The 16,336-nt window shown below is 60.3% G+C and carries 18 protein-coding genes and 1 pseudogene; 5 read left to right on the top strand and 14 right to left on the bottom strand.

Features of this window, described 5'->3' with window-relative positions:
• Positions 1–19: 19 nt before the first annotated feature.
• Both ABNU55_RS06690 and ABNU55_RS06685 read right to left on the bottom strand, forming a co-directional pair.
• Positions 20–2,062, bottom strand: coding sequence for a TonB-dependent receptor (locus tag ABNU55_RS06690; RefSeq protein ID WP_290753665.1), 2,043 nt, complete (start codon positions 2,060–2,062; stop codon positions 20–22).
• Between the two features lie 80 nt (positions 2,063–2,142).
• A complete protein-coding gene (locus tag ABNU55_RS06685; RefSeq protein ID WP_290758784.1) occupies positions 2,143–3,426 on the bottom strand; it encodes a nucleoside transporter C-terminal domain-containing protein in 1,284 nt (427 codons plus the stop codon).
• A 147-nt stretch (positions 3,427–3,573) separates the two neighbouring features.
• Between ABNU55_RS06685 and ABNU55_RS06680 the strand changes: the two genes are divergently transcribed.
• Entirely contained in the window at positions 3,574–3,843 is a 270-nt protein-coding gene (locus ABNU55_RS06680; RefSeq protein WP_290752407.1) for a hypothetical protein, read from the top strand.
• 78 nt (positions 3,844–3,921) lie between these two features.
• Here ABNU55_RS06680 and ABNU55_RS06675 read toward each other — a convergent pair whose 3' ends face one another.
• Positions 3,922–4,290, bottom strand: a complete 369-nt coding sequence (locus ABNU55_RS06675; RefSeq protein WP_290752408.1) for a VOC family protein — start codon at positions 4,288–4,290, stop codon at positions 3,922–3,924.
• A 144-nt stretch (positions 4,291–4,434) separates the two neighbouring features.
• Here ABNU55_RS06675 and ABNU55_RS06670 point away from each other — a divergent pair, with 144 nt between their 5' ends.
• Together ABNU55_RS06670 and ABNU55_RS06665 are read left to right on the top strand one after the other, a co-directional pair.
• Positions 4,435–5,352: an SDR family NAD(P)-dependent oxidoreductase gene (locus ABNU55_RS06670; protein ID WP_290752411.1), complete on the top strand. Its 918-nt coding sequence runs from the start codon at positions 4,435–4,437 to the stop codon at positions 5,350–5,352.
• A 62-nt stretch (positions 5,353–5,414) separates the two neighbouring features.
• Positions 5,415–5,819 (top strand): Kazal-type serine protease inhibitor family protein, encoded by a 405-nt coding sequence (locus ABNU55_RS06665; protein ID WP_290758790.1) that lies wholly within the window; start codon positions 5,415–5,417, stop codon positions 5,817–5,819.
• Here the strand turns inward: ABNU55_RS06665 and ABNU55_RS06660 are convergent.
• The 11 genes and pseudogenes from ABNU55_RS06660 to ABNU55_RS06610 all read right to left on the bottom strand — a co-directional run bounded on the left by ABNU55_RS06660 (position 5,816) and on the right by ABNU55_RS06610 (position 15,119).
• Positions 5,816–6,466: a protein-L-isoaspartate(D-aspartate) O-methyltransferase gene (locus tag ABNU55_RS06660; RefSeq protein ID WP_290752417.1), complete on the bottom strand. Its 651-nt coding sequence runs from the start codon at positions 6,464–6,466 to the stop codon at positions 5,816–5,818. The two genes, ABNU55_RS06665 and ABNU55_RS06660, sit on opposite strands and share 4 nt — an antisense overlap.
• On the bottom strand, positions 6,454–7,215 hold the full coding sequence (gene surE / locus ABNU55_RS06655; RefSeq protein ID WP_290752420.1) for a 5'/3'-nucleotidase SurE: 762 nt from the start codon (positions 7,213–7,215) through the stop codon (positions 6,454–6,456). Before surE ends, ABNU55_RS06660 begins: the two co-directional genes overlap by 13 nt.
• Positions 7,216–7,273: 58 nt before the next feature.
• Positions 7,274–8,575, bottom strand: a complete 1,302-nt coding sequence (serS, locus tag ABNU55_RS06650; RefSeq protein WP_290752423.1) for a serine--tRNA ligase — start codon at positions 8,573–8,575, stop codon at positions 7,274–7,276.
• A gap of 92 nt (positions 8,576–8,667) precedes the next feature.
• Entirely contained in the window at positions 8,668–9,510 is an 843-nt protein-coding gene (gene tatC, locus ABNU55_RS06645) for a twin-arginine translocase subunit TatC (protein WP_290752426.1), read from the bottom strand.
• Between the two features lie 278 nt (positions 9,511–9,788).
• A pseudogene (gene tatB / locus ABNU55_RS06640) lies at positions 9,789–10,001 on the bottom strand (Sec-independent protein translocase protein TatB); the annotation flags it as partial.
• Between the two features lie 23 nt (positions 10,002–10,024).
• Complete coding sequence (gene tatA, locus ABNU55_RS06635; protein WP_290752431.1) at positions 10,025–10,270, bottom strand: twin-arginine translocase TatA/TatE family subunit; 246 nt, start codon at positions 10,268–10,270, stop codon at positions 10,025–10,027.
• A gap of 78 nt (positions 10,271–10,348) precedes the next feature.
• Positions 10,349–11,131: an SMC-Scp complex subunit ScpB gene (scpB, locus tag ABNU55_RS06630; RefSeq protein WP_290758794.1), complete on the bottom strand. Its 783-nt coding sequence runs from the start codon at positions 11,129–11,131 to the stop codon at positions 10,349–10,351.
• The gene (locus ABNU55_RS06625; protein ID WP_290752435.1) at positions 11,128–11,946 is read right to left on the bottom strand and encodes a ScpA family protein; all 819 of its coding nucleotides are present in this window, start codon (positions 11,944–11,946) and stop codon (positions 11,128–11,130) included. Before ABNU55_RS06625 ends, scpB begins: the two co-directional genes overlap by 4 nt.
• The gene (gene nagZ, locus ABNU55_RS06620) at positions 11,943–12,986 is read right to left on the bottom strand and encodes a beta-N-acetylhexosaminidase (protein ID WP_290752438.1); all 1,044 of its coding nucleotides are present in this window, start codon (positions 12,984–12,986) and stop codon (positions 11,943–11,945) included. The genes ABNU55_RS06625 and nagZ overlap by 4 nt, the downstream gene beginning before the upstream one ends.
• A complete protein-coding gene (locus ABNU55_RS06615) occupies positions 12,983–13,819 on the bottom strand; it encodes an SPOR domain-containing protein (protein WP_290752441.1) in 837 nt (278 codons plus the stop codon). Before ABNU55_RS06615 ends, nagZ begins: the two co-directional genes overlap by 4 nt.
• 97 nt (positions 13,820–13,916) lie before the next feature.
• Positions 13,917–15,119: a deoxyguanosinetriphosphate triphosphohydrolase gene (locus tag ABNU55_RS06610; RefSeq protein ID WP_290752444.1), complete on the bottom strand. Its 1,203-nt coding sequence runs from the start codon at positions 15,117–15,119 to the stop codon at positions 13,917–13,919.
• Here ABNU55_RS06610 and erpA point away from each other — a divergent pair.
• Positions 15,118–15,444, top strand: coding sequence for an iron-sulfur cluster insertion protein ErpA (gene erpA, locus ABNU55_RS06605; RefSeq protein WP_290752447.1), 327 nt, complete (start codon positions 15,118–15,120; stop codon positions 15,442–15,444). The genes ABNU55_RS06610 and erpA overlap by 2 nt on opposite strands.
• Before the next feature lie 131 nt (positions 15,445–15,575).
• Entirely contained in the window at positions 15,576–16,271 is a 696-nt protein-coding gene (locus ABNU55_RS06600; RefSeq protein WP_290752449.1) for a YSC84-related protein, read from the top strand.
• The last annotated feature ends 65 nt before the right edge of the window (positions 16,272–16,336 follow it).

The raw sequence follows: 16,336 nt of genomic DNA, 5'->3' as shown, positions 1-16,336 counted from the left end.
GCTCAGGATGAGGCTGGCGCTAGTTGAACCGTTTCCTGACACCAAAAGTCGCGTTCAGCGGCTCGCCCGGGAAATAGCGATTGCCGCCAAAGGCAAAGTCCGCCCTGTCGGCATAGTTGAGGTCGAACAGATTGCGGACGATGACAAAGCCTTCCAGCGTTTCTGTGAACTCATAGGAGGCCCGCGCCTGCGTGACCGTGTGGCCGGGATAGGTCTGCGTATTGCCGGGGTCTGTATAGTACTCACCGATATATTCTGCCGACAGGCTGGCTTCGAACGCATCTGTCGGATGCCAGGTGAGCCTCAGATCCGCCAGCCAGTTCGGTGCGGTATCGACCTCGTTGCCATCGCGAATGATCTCAGAGCCCGCTGCCACCACACGGTCGAATGTATAAGTGTGCTCAGCATAACTTGCGGTACCGGAGATGGTGAACGCCTCGTTCACCAGCCAGTTGGCTCGCCCCTCGACACCCGTGTGTCGGGTCGAGCCGTCGGTGACATTCAATCCATCGGAATCGCGGAAGAAGAAGTTTTCCTTCTCTGCATAATACGCCGCGACATCGAACAGGATCGCGCCATTCAGGGCCTCACCGCGCGCGCCAACCTCGAAACTGTCCATCGTCTCGACATCGGCTTCGGCAATGCCTTGCTGGCTCTGCAGGCGGTAGAGATCGGAGGCCTGCGGCGCGCGCTCGCCACGCGAATAGTTGGCGTAATAGCTGATGGTGCCATTACCCGGCGTCCATATCGCACCCAGCTTCGGGGTCAGCAGGTCGAAGCTGTCTTTACGGTCATCAGGCACAAGGAAGCGGCCATTCGGTCCAGGCGCGACATCTGTCGTATAGTCATAATCATGCGTTTCGCCGCGCAGACCTGCCAGAACAGTGATGGTATCCGAGACCGCCCACTCCGCCTCACCCCAGAGGGCAAGCACGGTGGTATCGACGGTGTAGTCATAGTGCACACCAACCGGAAAGCGCGTATCACCCGGGAAGAAACCGAACGGCTCAAGCTGGGTTTCCTTCAGCCAGCCAGACGCGAGATCCGCATCCGCACCAAGGCGAAGGATGACATCATCGCTCGCCGAGAACTCATATTCCGACTGAAGCCCGAACGCATCATGCCCATTCTCCTCAATTCCGCCATTTGGCAGGAAGTGCTGGGCAAACTCCATTTCCTGCCAGCGATAGAAAGGTGTCAGCGTCAGCTCACCCACCCCGAGCGTCCGGGACAGTCGAACGGCCCCCATCGCCCACTGCGCATCGCGATAGGCTTCGGGGTTCGGGTTGGAAGTTGCGGTGTCATCATCACGATAGGCCTTGTATCCTTCGATGAAGCCGCCGGTTTCCTGATTGAGGCTGGAGCCACTGATAAAGGCCAGGCCTTCCCATCCGCCAAGGTCGAAGGCGTACTGTGCCGAAAGCTTCTGTTGCTCGACGCCTGTATTGTCGCGCCAGCCCGCATCATCCTGCAAGGACAGCGAGAGGCGTGCCCGGCTATCGAGATTGCCCGTAATATCGGCCTTGTAGCGATTGATCGTCGAGCCTGAGAGCCGCGCATCGGCATAGGTGGCCGGCTGTGGCTCTGCGAGGATCACATTGATCAGGCCATGGACTGCATTCGACCCATATTTCGCGGACCCCGGCCCCCGCACGATCTCGATAGCATCGGCCACCTCGTGATGGATCTCGAACAGGGAGTTCACGTTCCCGAAGGCCGGAGAACGTGTCGGTAATCCATTCTGCAGGATCAGGAAGCTGCCCTGCCCGGCGCCGCCTGTCAGGACGGGTGACCGCAGCGCGATCAGGTGCTCCTGACCGGAATTCATCTGTATGTTCACGCCAGGAAGTTCGTTCAGGATCTGCGCCGGATGGTCTGCGTCGACCGTCGCGATGGTCTCCGCATCCACCATGGCCACGCTGCCGGGCTGGTCGCTCGTGCGGTCGCCATAGACGAAGACCGGAGACAACCGCTCGCCCGGATCGCCAGCCTGGGCGTGCACACTGCCTCCAGCGATGAGGGCAATACTGGCGGATGTCGCGAGCAGAGAGCGAAGCGGCATGGAAGGACCTGACAATCAGAGGAAGGGTGCTCCACATGTTCTAGGGCGCACCAGCTGCGCTGACGAGTCCCCGCGCTGCGTCAGCCTGCCCCGCCTGTGAACAGCTGGACCGGCAGCGCACCAACCACGGCACCTGACAGGCACGTCGCCAGCGTCCCGGCAATAAGCGTCTTCCAGGCAAGCTCCAGGAAGGTCGAGCGGCGCTCCGGGCAGATGATGTTCAAGCCGCCGATCAGGATGCCGATGGAGCCGAAATTGGCAAAGCCGCAGATGGCGTGCGCGGTGATGATCCTCGTGCGTGGGTCCATCGCGTCCGCGGGCACATTGCCAAGTTCGATGAAGGCAACAAATTCCGTCAGAACCGTCTTGATGCCCATAAGCGAGCCGGACAAAGCCGCCTCCCCCCAAGGCACGCCGATCATGTACATCAGCGGAGAGAAAATCCAGCCAAGCACGCGCTGGATCGACAAGGGCGCACCCAGCACTTCTGGCAGTGCCCCAAGTGCCGCATTTGCGAGCCAGAGCAAAGCCAGTGCCGCGATCAGCATGGTCGCGATATTCAGGACGATCTGGAGACCGTCCGCCGCGCCCGTCGCAAAGGCGTCCATCGTGGAATTGTATTTGAAATCCGGCTCGTGCGCGCGTTCGGAAGAGTCTGTCTTCTCCGGAATCATGACCAGCGCCATCGCTACAGCTGCCGGCGCCGCGATAATGGACGCGGTCAAGAGCTGCGCGAGTGGGTTCGCCATCACGCCATCAAGAAAGGTCGTATAGATAACGAGAACAGAGCCCGCGATGGTGGCAAACCCTGCCGTCATAAGGATGAAAATCTCTGACCGGGTCATGCCCTTGATGTACGGCTTCACCAGGACCGGGGCTTCTGTCATCCCCATGAAGACGTTGGCGGATACCGCGAGCGAGGTCGCTCCGCCAAGGCCCATTGCCTTGCGAAAGACAAAAGCGAAGCCTTTCGTCACCCAGCGCAGGATATGCCAGTGCCAGAGGATGGCGGACAGCGCCGCAACCACGATGACAACAGGCAGGATCTGGAAGAAGAAGAGCGGCGGGGCGTCGCCCGTCATGATCTCACTGGCGGCCTGATTGTCCCCGACATAGCCGAAGACGAAACTTGTGCCGTTGCGGGTTGCCTCCTGCAAGGCGTCCACGATGAAGTTCGCCTGGAACAGAATGTTGCGGATGAAAGGCACGCCGAACAGCAGGAGAGCGAAGGCAAACTGCATGGCGACAGCGCCCAGAACAAGGCGCAGCGGAAAGCGGCTCCGGTTCTCGGACAGTGCCCAGCCGATTGCAAAGATCAGCGCGATCCCAATCAGCGCGCGCGCATTGTCCCAGCCCCATTCCATATGGCAGACTCCCTGACATCCTCTTGGATATTCTGCCTTATCGCGCGTGTATCGCATCGACCAGACCCGCAAGTCAGATCAATTGTCGGAACGCGGCGTCTGCGTGCACGTTGGTCAAGCATACGAAGTCCGGAACAAGGAGCGAAAATGAAACGCAAGACTTTCACCCCGCTACGCGATCAGAACATCAATATGGAGCCGCGTCCCGTCACAACCGATCAGGTCGATGGCGTCATGAACTCCTCTGACGCGCTCGATGTGAAGATGACCAAGCTGAATGATCTTCGCCAGAGCCATGAGGACTGGGCAAACCGTCAGCCGGAAACCGACGGCAAGCCGCTGCTCAGCTATATCGACGAGTCTGTTCAGCGCCTGCTCCACGATGACAAGCTGGAAGACAAGATCGAGACGGCCTGAGACAGTCTCTGACAAGCTGAAATGAAAAAGCCGCGGCGCCTTATGGGTCCGCGGCTTTTTTTAGACATCGAAAGACTGCTAGCCGAGTTTGCAGACGCAGATCTTGTTGCCGTCCGGATCACGGAAATAGGCGCCATAGAAGGTCGGCATACGTTTGCCGGGCTCCCCGTCCGGCGTCGCACCGAGCTCGATCGCCTTCGCATAGGCCTTGTCCACGGTCTCATTGTCCGCGCAGGCGAGCGCCGGCATCACACCATTGCCAACCGTCGCTTCTTTTTCATCATAAGGACCCCCAATCGCCAGCATGGGTTGTCCAGGTCCCGTCCCATAGAAATAGAGCCGGCCATTGTCGAAGAAGCGTTGTGCGCCGATCACCGGCATGAAGCCGTCATAGAATTCGAGGGCCTTCTCGATATTGTTTGACCCCAGCGTCACATAAGCGAGCATCTCAGTCCTCCTTGCTGATTATGGGGTCTCTTGCATCATGGCTTCGATAGCCCGGCAAGCACTTCCCCAGCGCGAATGCTTGACCTTTGCGTGACCGGGTGCTGCAAGGCTGACCGTCAGTTTTACCCAGTGCAGGAGACACACATGGCAGACATCCGTTTTGACAACCAGGTCGCAATCGTCACAGGCGCTGGCGGCGGACTTGGCCGCTGCCACGCCCTAGAACTTGCCCGCCGCGGCGCAAAGGTCGTGGTCAATGACCTCGGAGCCTCGATGGATGGCTCGGGCGGCAGCTCGGAAGCGGCCAATGACGTCGTAAAGGAAATCGAAGCCATGGGCGGCGAAGCCATCGCAAACGGCTCTTCGGTAACCGACGATGCCGGCGTGAAGAAAATGATCGACGACGCCATGAACAAATGGGGCCGCATCGACATCCTGATCGCAAATGCCGGGATCCTGCGCGACAAGTCCTTCTCGAAGATGACGATGGAAGACATCCAGCTTGTCGTCGATGTGCACCTGATGGGTTCATTCAAGCCGATCAAGGCTGCCTGGGACATCATGAAGGAGCAGAATTTCGGCCGTATCGTCGTTACGACGTCCTCAACCGGCCTCTATGGCAATTTCGGGCAGGCCAACTATGGCGCGGCCAAGCTCGGCCTTGTCGGTATGATGAACACGCTGAAGATCGAGGGCGCCAAGAACAACATCAAGATCAACGCCGTCTGCCCGGTCGCTGCGACCCGCATGACAGAAGGTCTTATGCCAGAGGAAGTCCTCGCCCAGCTGAAGCCTGAATATGTGACGCCGGGCGTCATGAACCTCGTCAAGGAAGATGCCCCGACCGGCATGGTTCTTTCGGCTGGTGCCGGTGCCTTCTCCATGGCTGAGATTGTCGAGACCAATGGCGCCTATGTCGGCCAGGGCGACGCCCTCACGGCCGAAGCTGTTGCAGCGAAATGGGATGAGATCACCGACAAGAAAGTGCAGACCCACTTCAATGCCGGCGGTGAGCATGGCCAGAACATCTTCCGCCTGCTGGCTGAAGGCAAGAAAGGCTAGGTCGGCACAATTGCTCGATTGAAAAAGGGGCCATGCCGGCAGCTTGATTTGAGGCTGCAGGCATGGCCCTATCCTTTTGTGACCTGACAAATGATTTGAGGATTCCGATGCGCCTTGCCCTGCTCTGCTCCAGCCTTTTCCTGCTCGCCGCCTGCCAGCCAGCCCCTGTGCCGGACAATAACGGACCGGTTGGCGCGCCTGAAGGCGCACGTGCCGAAGGTGAGATGTGCGGTGGAATCGCGGGCCTGACCTGCGGTGGGGGTCTATATTGCGCCTACCAGGCGGGCGACTGCAGACGCGTGGCCGATAGTGCGGGGACCTGCGCGCCGCGTCCCGAAATGTGTACTCAGCAATATGATCCGGTCTGCGGCTGCGACGGCAAAACGTATGGCAATGCCTGCACGGCGGCCTCTGCGGGTGTCAGTATCGCTTCAAAGGGTGAGTGCTCGGAGAGCCGAACGCGCTAGAGCGCGGCCGCGACACCATCAATGAGACGCCCGAGCGGCTCGGCAATCGGACTGTCTGTCCGGCTGCCATCCTTCGATACGCTGCGGACAACCTGCCTACTGCCCGCCTCCACGGGCGCGACAAGCACGCCCCCACGCGCGAGCTGCGCCATCAAAGCTTCGGGTATCTCACTGACCGCGCCTGTCAGCAGGATACGGTCGAAGGGGGCATGCTCGCGCCAGCCACCAAGACCATCCCCCTGGCGGATATCGACATTGCGCACCTTGAATGCGGCCAGCCGCGTCTTTGCGCGGGTGACCAGCTCCCCATAGCGGTCGATCATCCAGACATGTCTTGCGATCTGGGCAAGAAGCGCGCCGACATATCCGCTTCCAGCTCCGACCAGCAGGTGGCGCTCACCCTGCCCCGCATTCGCCCGAAGCGCGCCGAGCAGCTGGGCAACGACAAGCGGCCTTGGCAGGGTCTGCCCGCAAGGCAGAGGCAGGACGGCATCCTCCTGGGCAAGCTTACGCAGCGAGGCATCCACAAAGGCGCCCCGATCCACCGTCTCCATGGCCGACAGGACTGCATCATCGCGTATGCCTTGCCGGCGCAGCTGCAGGATGAGGCGCGCTGCCCGGAAAGGATCGGCAATCAGGTCTGCCATGTCGCTTTCAGCTTCTCGAGATAGCGGTTGTGGGTGAGGTCCACATGAAGCGGTGTCACAGATATCCGCCCCTCATAGATCGCCCGAAGGTCTGTACCTTCTGGGGGTTGCGAGAGGCGGCCGCGAAAGCCGATCCAGAAATAATCATTGCCGCGCAGATCCTCACGCCGCTCTGTATGAATGATCTGCTCGTCGCGAAAACCCTGGCGCGTAATCTCGATCCCGGCAACGTCGTCCGGCTCTCGGTCCGGGAAATTGATGTTCATGACGACATCGTCCGGCCAGCCCTGGTCGATCAGCGGCTTGATGACCCGGGCGCCCCAGCTCTTCGACGTTTCCCATGGCAGGGAGCCGCGCTCGCGAAAGCTCTGCGCCTGGCTGAGTGCAATAGAGGGTACACCAAGATGCATGCCGAACATGGCCCCTGCGATTGTGCCGGACAGGCTTGTATCTTCGGCAATATTCTGGCCGCGATTGACGCCGGACAAGATAAGGTCCGGTTTGCCGTCCATCAGCTCATGGACGGCCAGCAGCACGCAATCGGTCGGCGTTCCCATCACCGCCCAGCACTTCTCGCGCACCTCGCGCGTGCGCACAGGCTGGGTCAGCGTGATGGAACGCGACTGGCCAGACTGCTCGACCTCAGGCGCCGCGATCCAGATGTCATCGGAAAGCTCACGCGCAATCGACTCCAGAACCGAAAGGCCCGGCGCATGGATACCATCATCATTGGTCAGGAGGATTCTCAAAACGCGTCAGTCCCTTCTTGCCCAAAATCCACTCGGCTCAGCATGAGCAGTCAAAAGCCTACGCCTCGATCACCTCAAGCCCACCCATATACGGCCGAAGCACGGCCGGCACCGCGATGGAGCCGTCTTCGCGCTGATAATTCTCCAGCACAGCAACCAGTGTCCTGCCCACGGCAAGGCCAGAACCGTTCAGCGTATGAACAAATTCAGGCTTCGGCTTCGGATTGTCGCTCCCAGGCGCCGGGCGCCAGCGGGCATTCATCCGCCGAGCCTGAAAGTCCCCGCAATAGGAGCACGAGCTGATCTCGCGATAGGTCTCCTGGCTCGGCAGCCAGACTTCAAGGTCATAGGTCTTGCGCGCGCCGAACCCCATATCGCCGGCACATAGTAGCATGCGGCGATATGGCAGCTCCAGGCGCTCAAGAATGGTCTCGGCGCAGCGCGTCATGCGCTCCAGCTCTTCAAGGCCCTCCGCCTCATCCTTCACGATGGAGACAAGTTCCACCTTGTTGAACTGATGCAGGCGGATCATGCCTTTGGTGTCGCGGCCCGCACTGCCGGCCTCTGAGCGGAAGCATGGCGTGTGCGCCGTCATCCGGCGCGGCAGAAACTCGGCCTCGAGGATGGAGTCGCGCACCGTATTGGTCAGCGAAATCTCAGACGTTGCGATAAGCCACATGCCATCGGTCGTTTCAAACGAGTCCTCGCCAAACTTGGGAAGCTGGCCCGTCCCGACCATGGCCTCCGAACGCACCAGAAAGGGTGGGCTGGTCTCGCGATAACCATGCTCACCCGTCTGAACGTCCAACATGTAATTTGCCAATGCGCGCTCAAGACGCGAAAGCCCGCCCCGCAGGACAACGAAGCGGGAACCGGACATCTTTGCCGCGGCCTCGAAATCCATAAGCCCAAGCGCCTCGCCGAGATCGGCATGGTCTTTCGGCGCAAAGCTCAGCGCGGTCGGCGTGCCCTCCTTCTTCTGCTCGACATTGGCTTCTTCGTCTTCGCCTTCCGGTACATCCGGCAGGGGCAGGTTTGGCAGGCCGAGAAGAAACTCGTCCAGCGCTGCACGGGCCGCAGCTTCCTGTTCACCGGCTGCCTCGATTGTTTCCTTCGCGGCGGCGACTTCGGTGCGGAGCTTTTCAAACTCCGCTTCGTCGCCGCTCGCCTTGGCCTTGCCGACAAGTTTCGATTTGGCGTTACGGGCGCTCTCGGCTTCCTGCTTGTCGGTGATGGCCTGACGCAGCGCCGTGTCATGGGCGAGGATATCATCCACCTTGTCACCCAGTCCGGATGCCCGCCGGTTCCAGGCGTCGCGGAAATGGTCTGGGTTCTCACGGATAGCGCGAATATCGAACATGGATTTGGCCTTCAGGCAGTTCTTCTTTTCCTGCCGATGCGTCTAGTGCAATTGGCGCGCGAGCGGAACCGTCTGAAGTGAGGAGAAGGCCCTTAGCCATCACCTGTATCGATCGCTTCGTCCTCAGCGGCCTTCTTCTCCATCATGGTGACGCACCAGATGGAAATCTCATAGAGGCCGTAGACCGGCACAGCGAGCATTACCTGGGAGATGAGGTCCGGCGGGGTAAAAAAGGCCGCCGACACAAGGATCGCGACGATTGCATATTTGCGGCCGGAGCGCAGCGTGTCGGCGCCGATAATACCTGCACGCCCCATCAGGCTGAGCACAACCGGCAACTGGAAGCTCAGACCAAAAGCCAGCATCAGCGCCATGACGAGAGAGAGATATTCAGAGACCTTGATCTGCGGCGTGATGGCTGCGCGTCCCTGAGCCGCTTCCTGTTCAAACGATAGGGCGAAATTCGAGATCAGCGGCAGCATCACGAAATAGACGAAGAGCGCACCGAGCGTGAAAAGCACCGGGGCCGCGACAAGAAAAGGCAGGACCGTGCCTTTCTCGCGCCTGTAGAGACCGGGCGCCACGAAAGAATAGATCTGCCAGCCCATGATCGGAAATGCCAGAAAGACACCGGCAAAGAGCGACAGTTTCAGCTCCACAAAAAAGACTTCCAGCGGGGCTGTATAGATCAGCTCGAACCGTGTCTCGCCCCTCTCCACTTCGGCCACGCGCACCAGCGGCTCCAGCAGGATATTATAGAGCGGGCGGGCAAGGAAAAAGCAGAGAATAGTCGCCACAGCGAGCGCAGCAATGGACCAGATGAGCCGCGAGCGAAGCTCGATGAGATGATCGAGCAGAGGCGCACGCGTGGCCTCCATCTCCATGTCGTCATCGGTAAAATCCGGCCGCTCGTCTTCACGCATGTCGGCGCTCATGTCGAAGACGCTTTCTTCTGATCCGTCGCATCGCCGGTCTCGCCAGCTTGCGCCGGATCTGTCTCGGCATCCGGGGCCGCGCCCGCAGGCGGCGAAGTCTCCGGAAGCTTGCCAGCGCTCTCGGCTCCTGACTCATCCTTTGACGTCCCGTCCTCGACCACGCCGGGACCGCCTTCCTTGCCGGCCTGCGGCCAGGGATTTTCCATCATGACGCGGCGGTTGATATCGCTCTCGGTCTTCTTGAGCTCATCGACCGCCTCGGTGAGTGCGTTGTCGCGGCGAAGGTCCTGGATTTCCTTGCGCAGCTCATCCAGCTCGGCCTGACGGGCAATGTCGTCGAAGGCAGACTGGAACTCACGCGCCATGGCGCGGCCCTTGGCCACAAACTGGCCGAGCTTGCGCATCATCAACGGCAGGTCTTTTGGACCGACGACAATAAGCGCGACGATCGCCACGAGCATGAACTCGGTAAGGCCAAATTGTGGAAGCATTATGCGCCGGCCTCACTCGCCAATCAGCTGGAGGTCTTCGACTTGTCCTTCTCAGGCGTGACGTTGACCATCTTGTCATCGCTGAGGTGGTGGGACTTTTTGGACTCGTCCTTGTCCTTCCCCTCTTCGTCATCGTCATTCAGGCCCGAGCGAAAGCTTCGCACGCCCTTGGCCATGTCACTCATGATCGAAGAAATACGCCCGCGTCCGCCAAACAGGAGGAGGGCTACGATCAGCACGATAAGAAGCTGCATCCAGCTAGGGGCCATGGAACGTCTCCAGAATTTCTTCTGAACCAGTAGCGCCCAAATCTGTAAGTCTCAATGGGTCACGATCACTCAGTTGGCTCAGTCGTCCTCGCCATCCATGAAATCGGTCATGAATGCACGATCTTCGTGCGGTCCGTCATCATCATTGTCGGCTTCGCTGGCCGGCATGTCGATATCACCCGGATCGAAGTCCGGCGGCACGACATCGGACAGCAGTCCGCCAGCCTCAAGCTCGGCCCGGCCCGGCAGGACATCGAGACTCTCCAGTCCGAAATGCTCAAGAAAGGCATCCGTCGTGCCATAGGTCACCGGACGGCCCGGCGTCTGGCGGCGCCCCTTTATACGCACCCAGCGCGCTTCCATCAGCTGATCGATGGTGCCCTTTGAGACAGCGACGCCGCGCACGGCCTCGATCTCGGCGCGGGTGACCGGTTGGCCATAAGCGATAATGGCAAGCGTCTCGAGCGCGGCCTGTGAAAGTTTCTTCTGCTCCTGACGCTCTTCCACGAAGAGATAGGAGAGATCTTCTGCTGTCTGGAAGCGCCACTTGCCGGCCACCTCCACAAGCGTCACCCCGCGATTGGCATAAGCCGCCTTCAGCGACATCAGGATCGTCGCGGCATCGACGCCCTGCGGCAGCACCTCTGCGACCTGCTCGGCCGAGAGCGGTGCGCCAGCCGCAAACAGGATGGCCTCGGCCCGGCGCAGCGCATCGGACACAATATCCGCGCTGCCGTCCGCTTCACGCCTTAGAAGGTCTTCAGAACGCTTGTACGCAAAGGATAGCTGGCGCACGGCATCACGGATTTCTTCCGGCGCGTCTTCCAGCTTCTCGTTTTCCAGGCGGGGTATCGCGTTCATGCACTCATCCCTTCTGTCTCTTCCTTATGGCCGCGCACATAGAGCGGGCTGAAATGGGCGTCCTGGCGCAGCTCAATATCGCCGTCGCGCGCAAGCTCCAGCGCCGCCGAGAAAACGCTCGCCGTTACCGAACGCGGCGGAATATTCTCAGCGATATCGCTCATGCGGGCGCGCAGTTCTTCAAGGCTCGCCCAGCTGTCGATCAGCTTGCTCAGACTTTTCAGTGAGTCGCGCGCATGCTCCAGCGGCAGGACATATTGGTGCACAACCCTGTGCGGGGCGGCATCCTCACGGCGCTGACGGATGCTGCCGAAGGCCTGCATCAGATGCCAGAGCGATGTGTCGTATTCTGTCGTCTTGATGACCCGCGGCTGCTCGGGCGCGCCGCGCAGGAAGACATCCTGTCCCAGCCGGCCAAGCTCCATCAGCTCATCGCCCGCCTCCCGCATCGCTTCCAGCCGTTTGAGACGAAAAGCGAGACGCGCTGCCATTTCCTCGCCGTCGATCTCGTCATTGGCCGCCTTTTCGGGCTTTGGCAGCAACAGGCGCGACTTCATGAAAGCGAGCCATGCCGCCATGAGCAGATAGTCTGCCGCCAGATCAATGCGCTTCTCGCGCGCGTCCTCAATGAAGCCGATATACTGATTGGCCAGTTCCAGCATTGAGACCTTGAGCAGGTCCACCTTCTGGCGCCGCGCCAGATCGAGCAGCAGATGCAGCGGGCCCTCATATCCATCGATATCGACAGCGAAATAGTCCCCGGCTTCGAGGTCGTCGCGGTCGATCAGGTCGCTGGAGACGAGTTCCGAACTCATGCCTGCATAGCCCCCGCCGTCGGGATCAGGGATTTGAAGCGCTCCCAGCCTGCTTCGATGTCAAAATCCATGGCGCGCTGGGATGCCTGTTCGGCAGCTTCGGCGCGTTCAAGGGCCCGCCCGGACAGCTCCGGCGCGGCCTCGGCAACTTCGGTCATCTCGGCAAGTATGGCCTTGCTGTCCTTCAGAAAGCCGGAACAGTGCAGAAGCATGTCGCAGCCAGCCGCAATCGACGCGTCCGCGCGCTCTGTCAGCGTGCCGCCAAGGGCCTGCATGCCAAGATCGTCCGTCATAAGCAGACCATCAAACCCGATTCGGCCCCGGATGACTTCATTAATCATGACTGGGGAGACAGTTGCCGCGCGGCCTTCATCGAAATGATCGTAGGAAATATGCGCCGTCATCGCCATTGGCGCGTGCCGGACATGGTGGAAAGCGGCAAAATCCGAGGAGAGCTCATCCTCGCCCGCCGTGACGCGCGGAAGCTCCATATGACTGTCCGCCATGGCCCGGCCATGCCCGGGAATATGCTTGATGACCCCGGCGACGCCGCCATCCTCCAGCCCTTTAAGCGCTGCAGTCGCAATCGCGCCAATCGTGTCGGGATCGGTGCCGAAGGCACGGTCGCCGATGATATCGTGGGCGCCGGGTTGTGGAAGATCGCAGACGGGCGCGCAGTCGGCATGAATGCCCATGGAGGAAAGCTCATATGCCATCAGCCGGTGTCCGAGCCATGTGGCCTCCAGCCCAAGCTCCGGATCACGCGCATACAGCGCTCCATAGGCCTTACCGCTCGGGAAAAGCGGCCATTCAGGGGCCGTGAGCCGCGCCACACGCCCACCCTCCTGATCGATGAAGATCAGGATTTCGCGGCCCACCGCGTCCCAGATATCCTGCACACAACGGATGACCTGGTCACGCGACTGGCAGGACCGCCCCATCAGGATCACGCCCCATGGCTTCTGCTCTGAAAAAAGGGCCGCTTCCTCCTTTTGAAGAACCGGCCCCGAAATGCTCAATATACAAGCCTTGTTGGTCATGACGTCTCGCGAATGATGATACAGTCTCCACCCGCCTGTTTATAGGATTCGCAGAATTCCCCTGCATCCGCGCGTGTGGCGAACCGCCCTGCCCGGACCCGGAAAAAGATGCCGTCAGCGCCGAGGTCGGCGCGTTCAATTAGTTTCTGCGCGCCGGAAAAGATGTCCGGATGGCGGCTGGATACGCGCTGCCAGGCCTCGTCAGCCGCGGCTTGTGTGCGCACGGCAGAAATCTGCACCAGGAATTCACCGCCCGCTGCAAAGGCAAAACGGCCATTGCCTTGCCCCTGCAGCGCCGGGCGCGGCTCTGGCGCTGTCTCTTCGACGGGGGGCGCCTCATCGACATCGGCAACCGAATGCTGCGTGGGCGGGGTATCGCCAGAAGGCTCTTTCAGCGGTGGCAGGTCCTCGCTTTCCACATCGGCCGGTGCGACGCCGCTCTCGCCCGCGGAGGAGGACGGACGAAGATCGCGCGGCGGGCCAGCCAGAAGGGCCATCTCGCGCTGTGCGGCGACAGGCTGGGACTCCGGCGGACGCGTTGATCCGTCAATCGTGTCATAGAGCCGGCGGTCAAGGTCATCGATCTCAATGCCGCCCGGGTCATCCGGCGCATGCTTGTAGGGCTCGGTGTCGGCCATCACCATGGGCAGCTCACCGTCCTCTTCGCGCACGCCCTGGCGATAGGTGTTCCAGACGACGGCAGCGAAGACGATAAGCACGCCGATGGCGAGCGCGAGGATCAGCGGGCCGCGTCCGGAGTCGTCGTCGCGGATATCAGCCCCGCGATATTCGTCCTCATAGGATGCGAAATCATATCTTCTGTCCTGGCTCATCGTGCCTGACCCTTCATCGCCGCTATCATTGGTTAAGAAATTGCCACCGCTTTGTTAATGATACTTGAATGGAGCTGGTCGCGCATCCCGCAATTGCTCACACCATGCCCTCCAGCGTGAACAGTTTGCGGTGCAGGTCGATCGCATAATTGTCTGTCATTCCAGCGATATAGTCACAGACAAGACGCGCCCGCCGGGCTTCTGGCGCCTGTTCTGCATCCTGCCGCAGCGGTGGGGGCAGTATGTCGGGCTCTGCTAGGAACAGCTCGAACAACTCCTTCAGCACGCGCTTTGCCTGGCTGCGCATGCGGTTCACCTTGTAATGCTTGTACATCCGTTCAAACAGGAAGGCCCGCAAGGCCCTCTGCTGGCGGTCGAAATCCTCAGAAAAGGCCACAAGCGGTTCTGGCAGCGCGCGCACTTCTGTGGCCGACTGGGGCTGGTATTGCGCCACGCGGCGCTCGGTCTCCTCAATCAGGTCCCCGATCCAGAGCCCGATGAGGCGCCGTACCGCCTCATACACCGTGCGCTGGGTATCGAGGACCGGATGCTCGATACGCACCGACCGGAAGACGTCACCGACCAGCGGCAGGTGCAGCATGTCATCTATGGTGAAGAGACCCGCAGCAATGCCATCGTCAATATCGTGGTTGTTATAGGCGATATCGTCGGCGAGCGCGGCGATCTGCGCCTCCACGCCGGCAAACTGATCCACTTCCAGCCGTTCCAGCTGGGCAAAATCGCGGAAAGCTGCGGGCAGCGCTGAAATCGGTGTGCCGTCTGTCACAAGGGGGCCATTATGCTTCACAAGCCCTTCCAGCATTTCCCAGGTGAGGTTCAGCCCGTCAAAATTCGGATAGCGCTGCTCCAGCCGCGTCACCACACGCAGGGTCTGGGCATTGTGGTCGAACCCCTCATAGGTCTCCATACAGGCATCGAGCTGGTCCTCGCCCGCATGGCCGAAGGGCGGATGGCCAAGATCGTGCGCCAGAGCCATCGCCTCGGCCAGATCCTCATCAACGCCCAGCCTGCGCGCGACAGAGCGGGCAATCTGCGCCACTTCCAGCGAGTGGGTGAGCCGCGTACGGTAATGATCGCCCTCATGGGCCACAAAAACCTGCGTTTTCTGCTTCAATCGCCGGAATCCGGACGAATGAATGATCCGGTCCCGGTCTCGCTGAAACGGCGTGCGGGTCGCAGATTCAGCCTCATCATGAAACCGGCCGCGCGAATTTTCCCACAGTGTCGCAAACACAGCTCTCTTTTCTGGGAGCGCAGGTTTACCTATCTTGTGTTCCATGACCGACGTCACCCTTTCAGAGAATGCTGCCCGGCGCATTAATGCGATTCTGGCGAAACAGTCCGGCAAGGACTACCTTCGCGTCTCCGTCGAAGGTGGGGGCTGTTCGGGCTTTTCCTACAAGTTCGACCTTGAGGACACGAAGAATGACGATGACATCGTCGTTGAGCGCGACGGCGCACGGGTCCTTGTGGATGAGATGAGCCTGGAATTCATGCGCGGGTCTGAAATCGACTTTTCGACCGAGCTGATCGGCGCCGCTTTCAAGATCAACAATCCGAACGCCACCGCCGCCTGTGGCTGCGGCACCAGCTTTTCGCTCTGATCTGAAGACGCGTGATTTTCTGTAAAAATCCGTAACTCTTGGAACACGCCCGGCGTGTGATGGTTTGTTCTGCCACAACATCTACAGGCAAAAGGGCTTGTAGAGAACGCAAGTTCAGGAGGCAGAACGCCATGACACTTTCCAAAACACTTCTGCGAAATTCAACGCTCGCTGCAGGCGCAACCATGCTGTTGGCAGGTGCACCCGCTTTCGCCGATCACCACAAGGAAGATGGCGCCTACAAGGCCGGCGACCACGAGATCGAGCATGTTGCCGATGCAAAAGCCACGCTCGCTCACTGCCGCGAGGTCGCCGAGACCTGCAGCGCCGATATCGATGGCGCAGCCGGGGTCCTCGTTTTCCCCGAAGTCTGGAAAGCCGACCTGATCGTTGGCGGCGCTGGCGGTGAAGGCGTCCTCTTCATCGATGGCGAGCCGCAAGGCCAGTATTATATCGGCAAAGGCTCCGTTGGCCTGCAAGCCGGTGTCGACCAGTCAGAAATGGTCTACGTTTTCCGCGAGCAGGATGCTCTTGACGAGCTGATGGATGGCGACGAATGGGAAATGGGCGCCGCTGCCGGTGCAACCGTCGTTGAAGCCGACGCCAATGCCATGGCGGCAACTGGCGATCCGCGCATCTACATCCTCAATGCTGAAGGCCTGAACGCCGAACTCAGCATCAGCGCCCTGCGCATCTGGCAGGACGACGATCCGGAAGCCGACGATGATGACGACATGGACGACGTCGATATGGATATTGATGACGACGATGACATGGATCACATGATGCATGACGATGACGACATGGATATGGACGACGACGACTAGTCCATTCGTCCCTCATCAATCCTGCGAAGGGCGCTCCAGCTGAGCGCCCTTCTTTTTTGGGCGGC

The organism is uncultured Henriciella sp., from assembly GCF_964005855.1.
Classification (GTDB): Bacteria; Pseudomonadota; Alphaproteobacteria; order Caulobacterales; family Hyphomonadaceae; genus Henriciella.
This window is presented reverse-complemented; position numbering and strand designations above follow the sequence as displayed.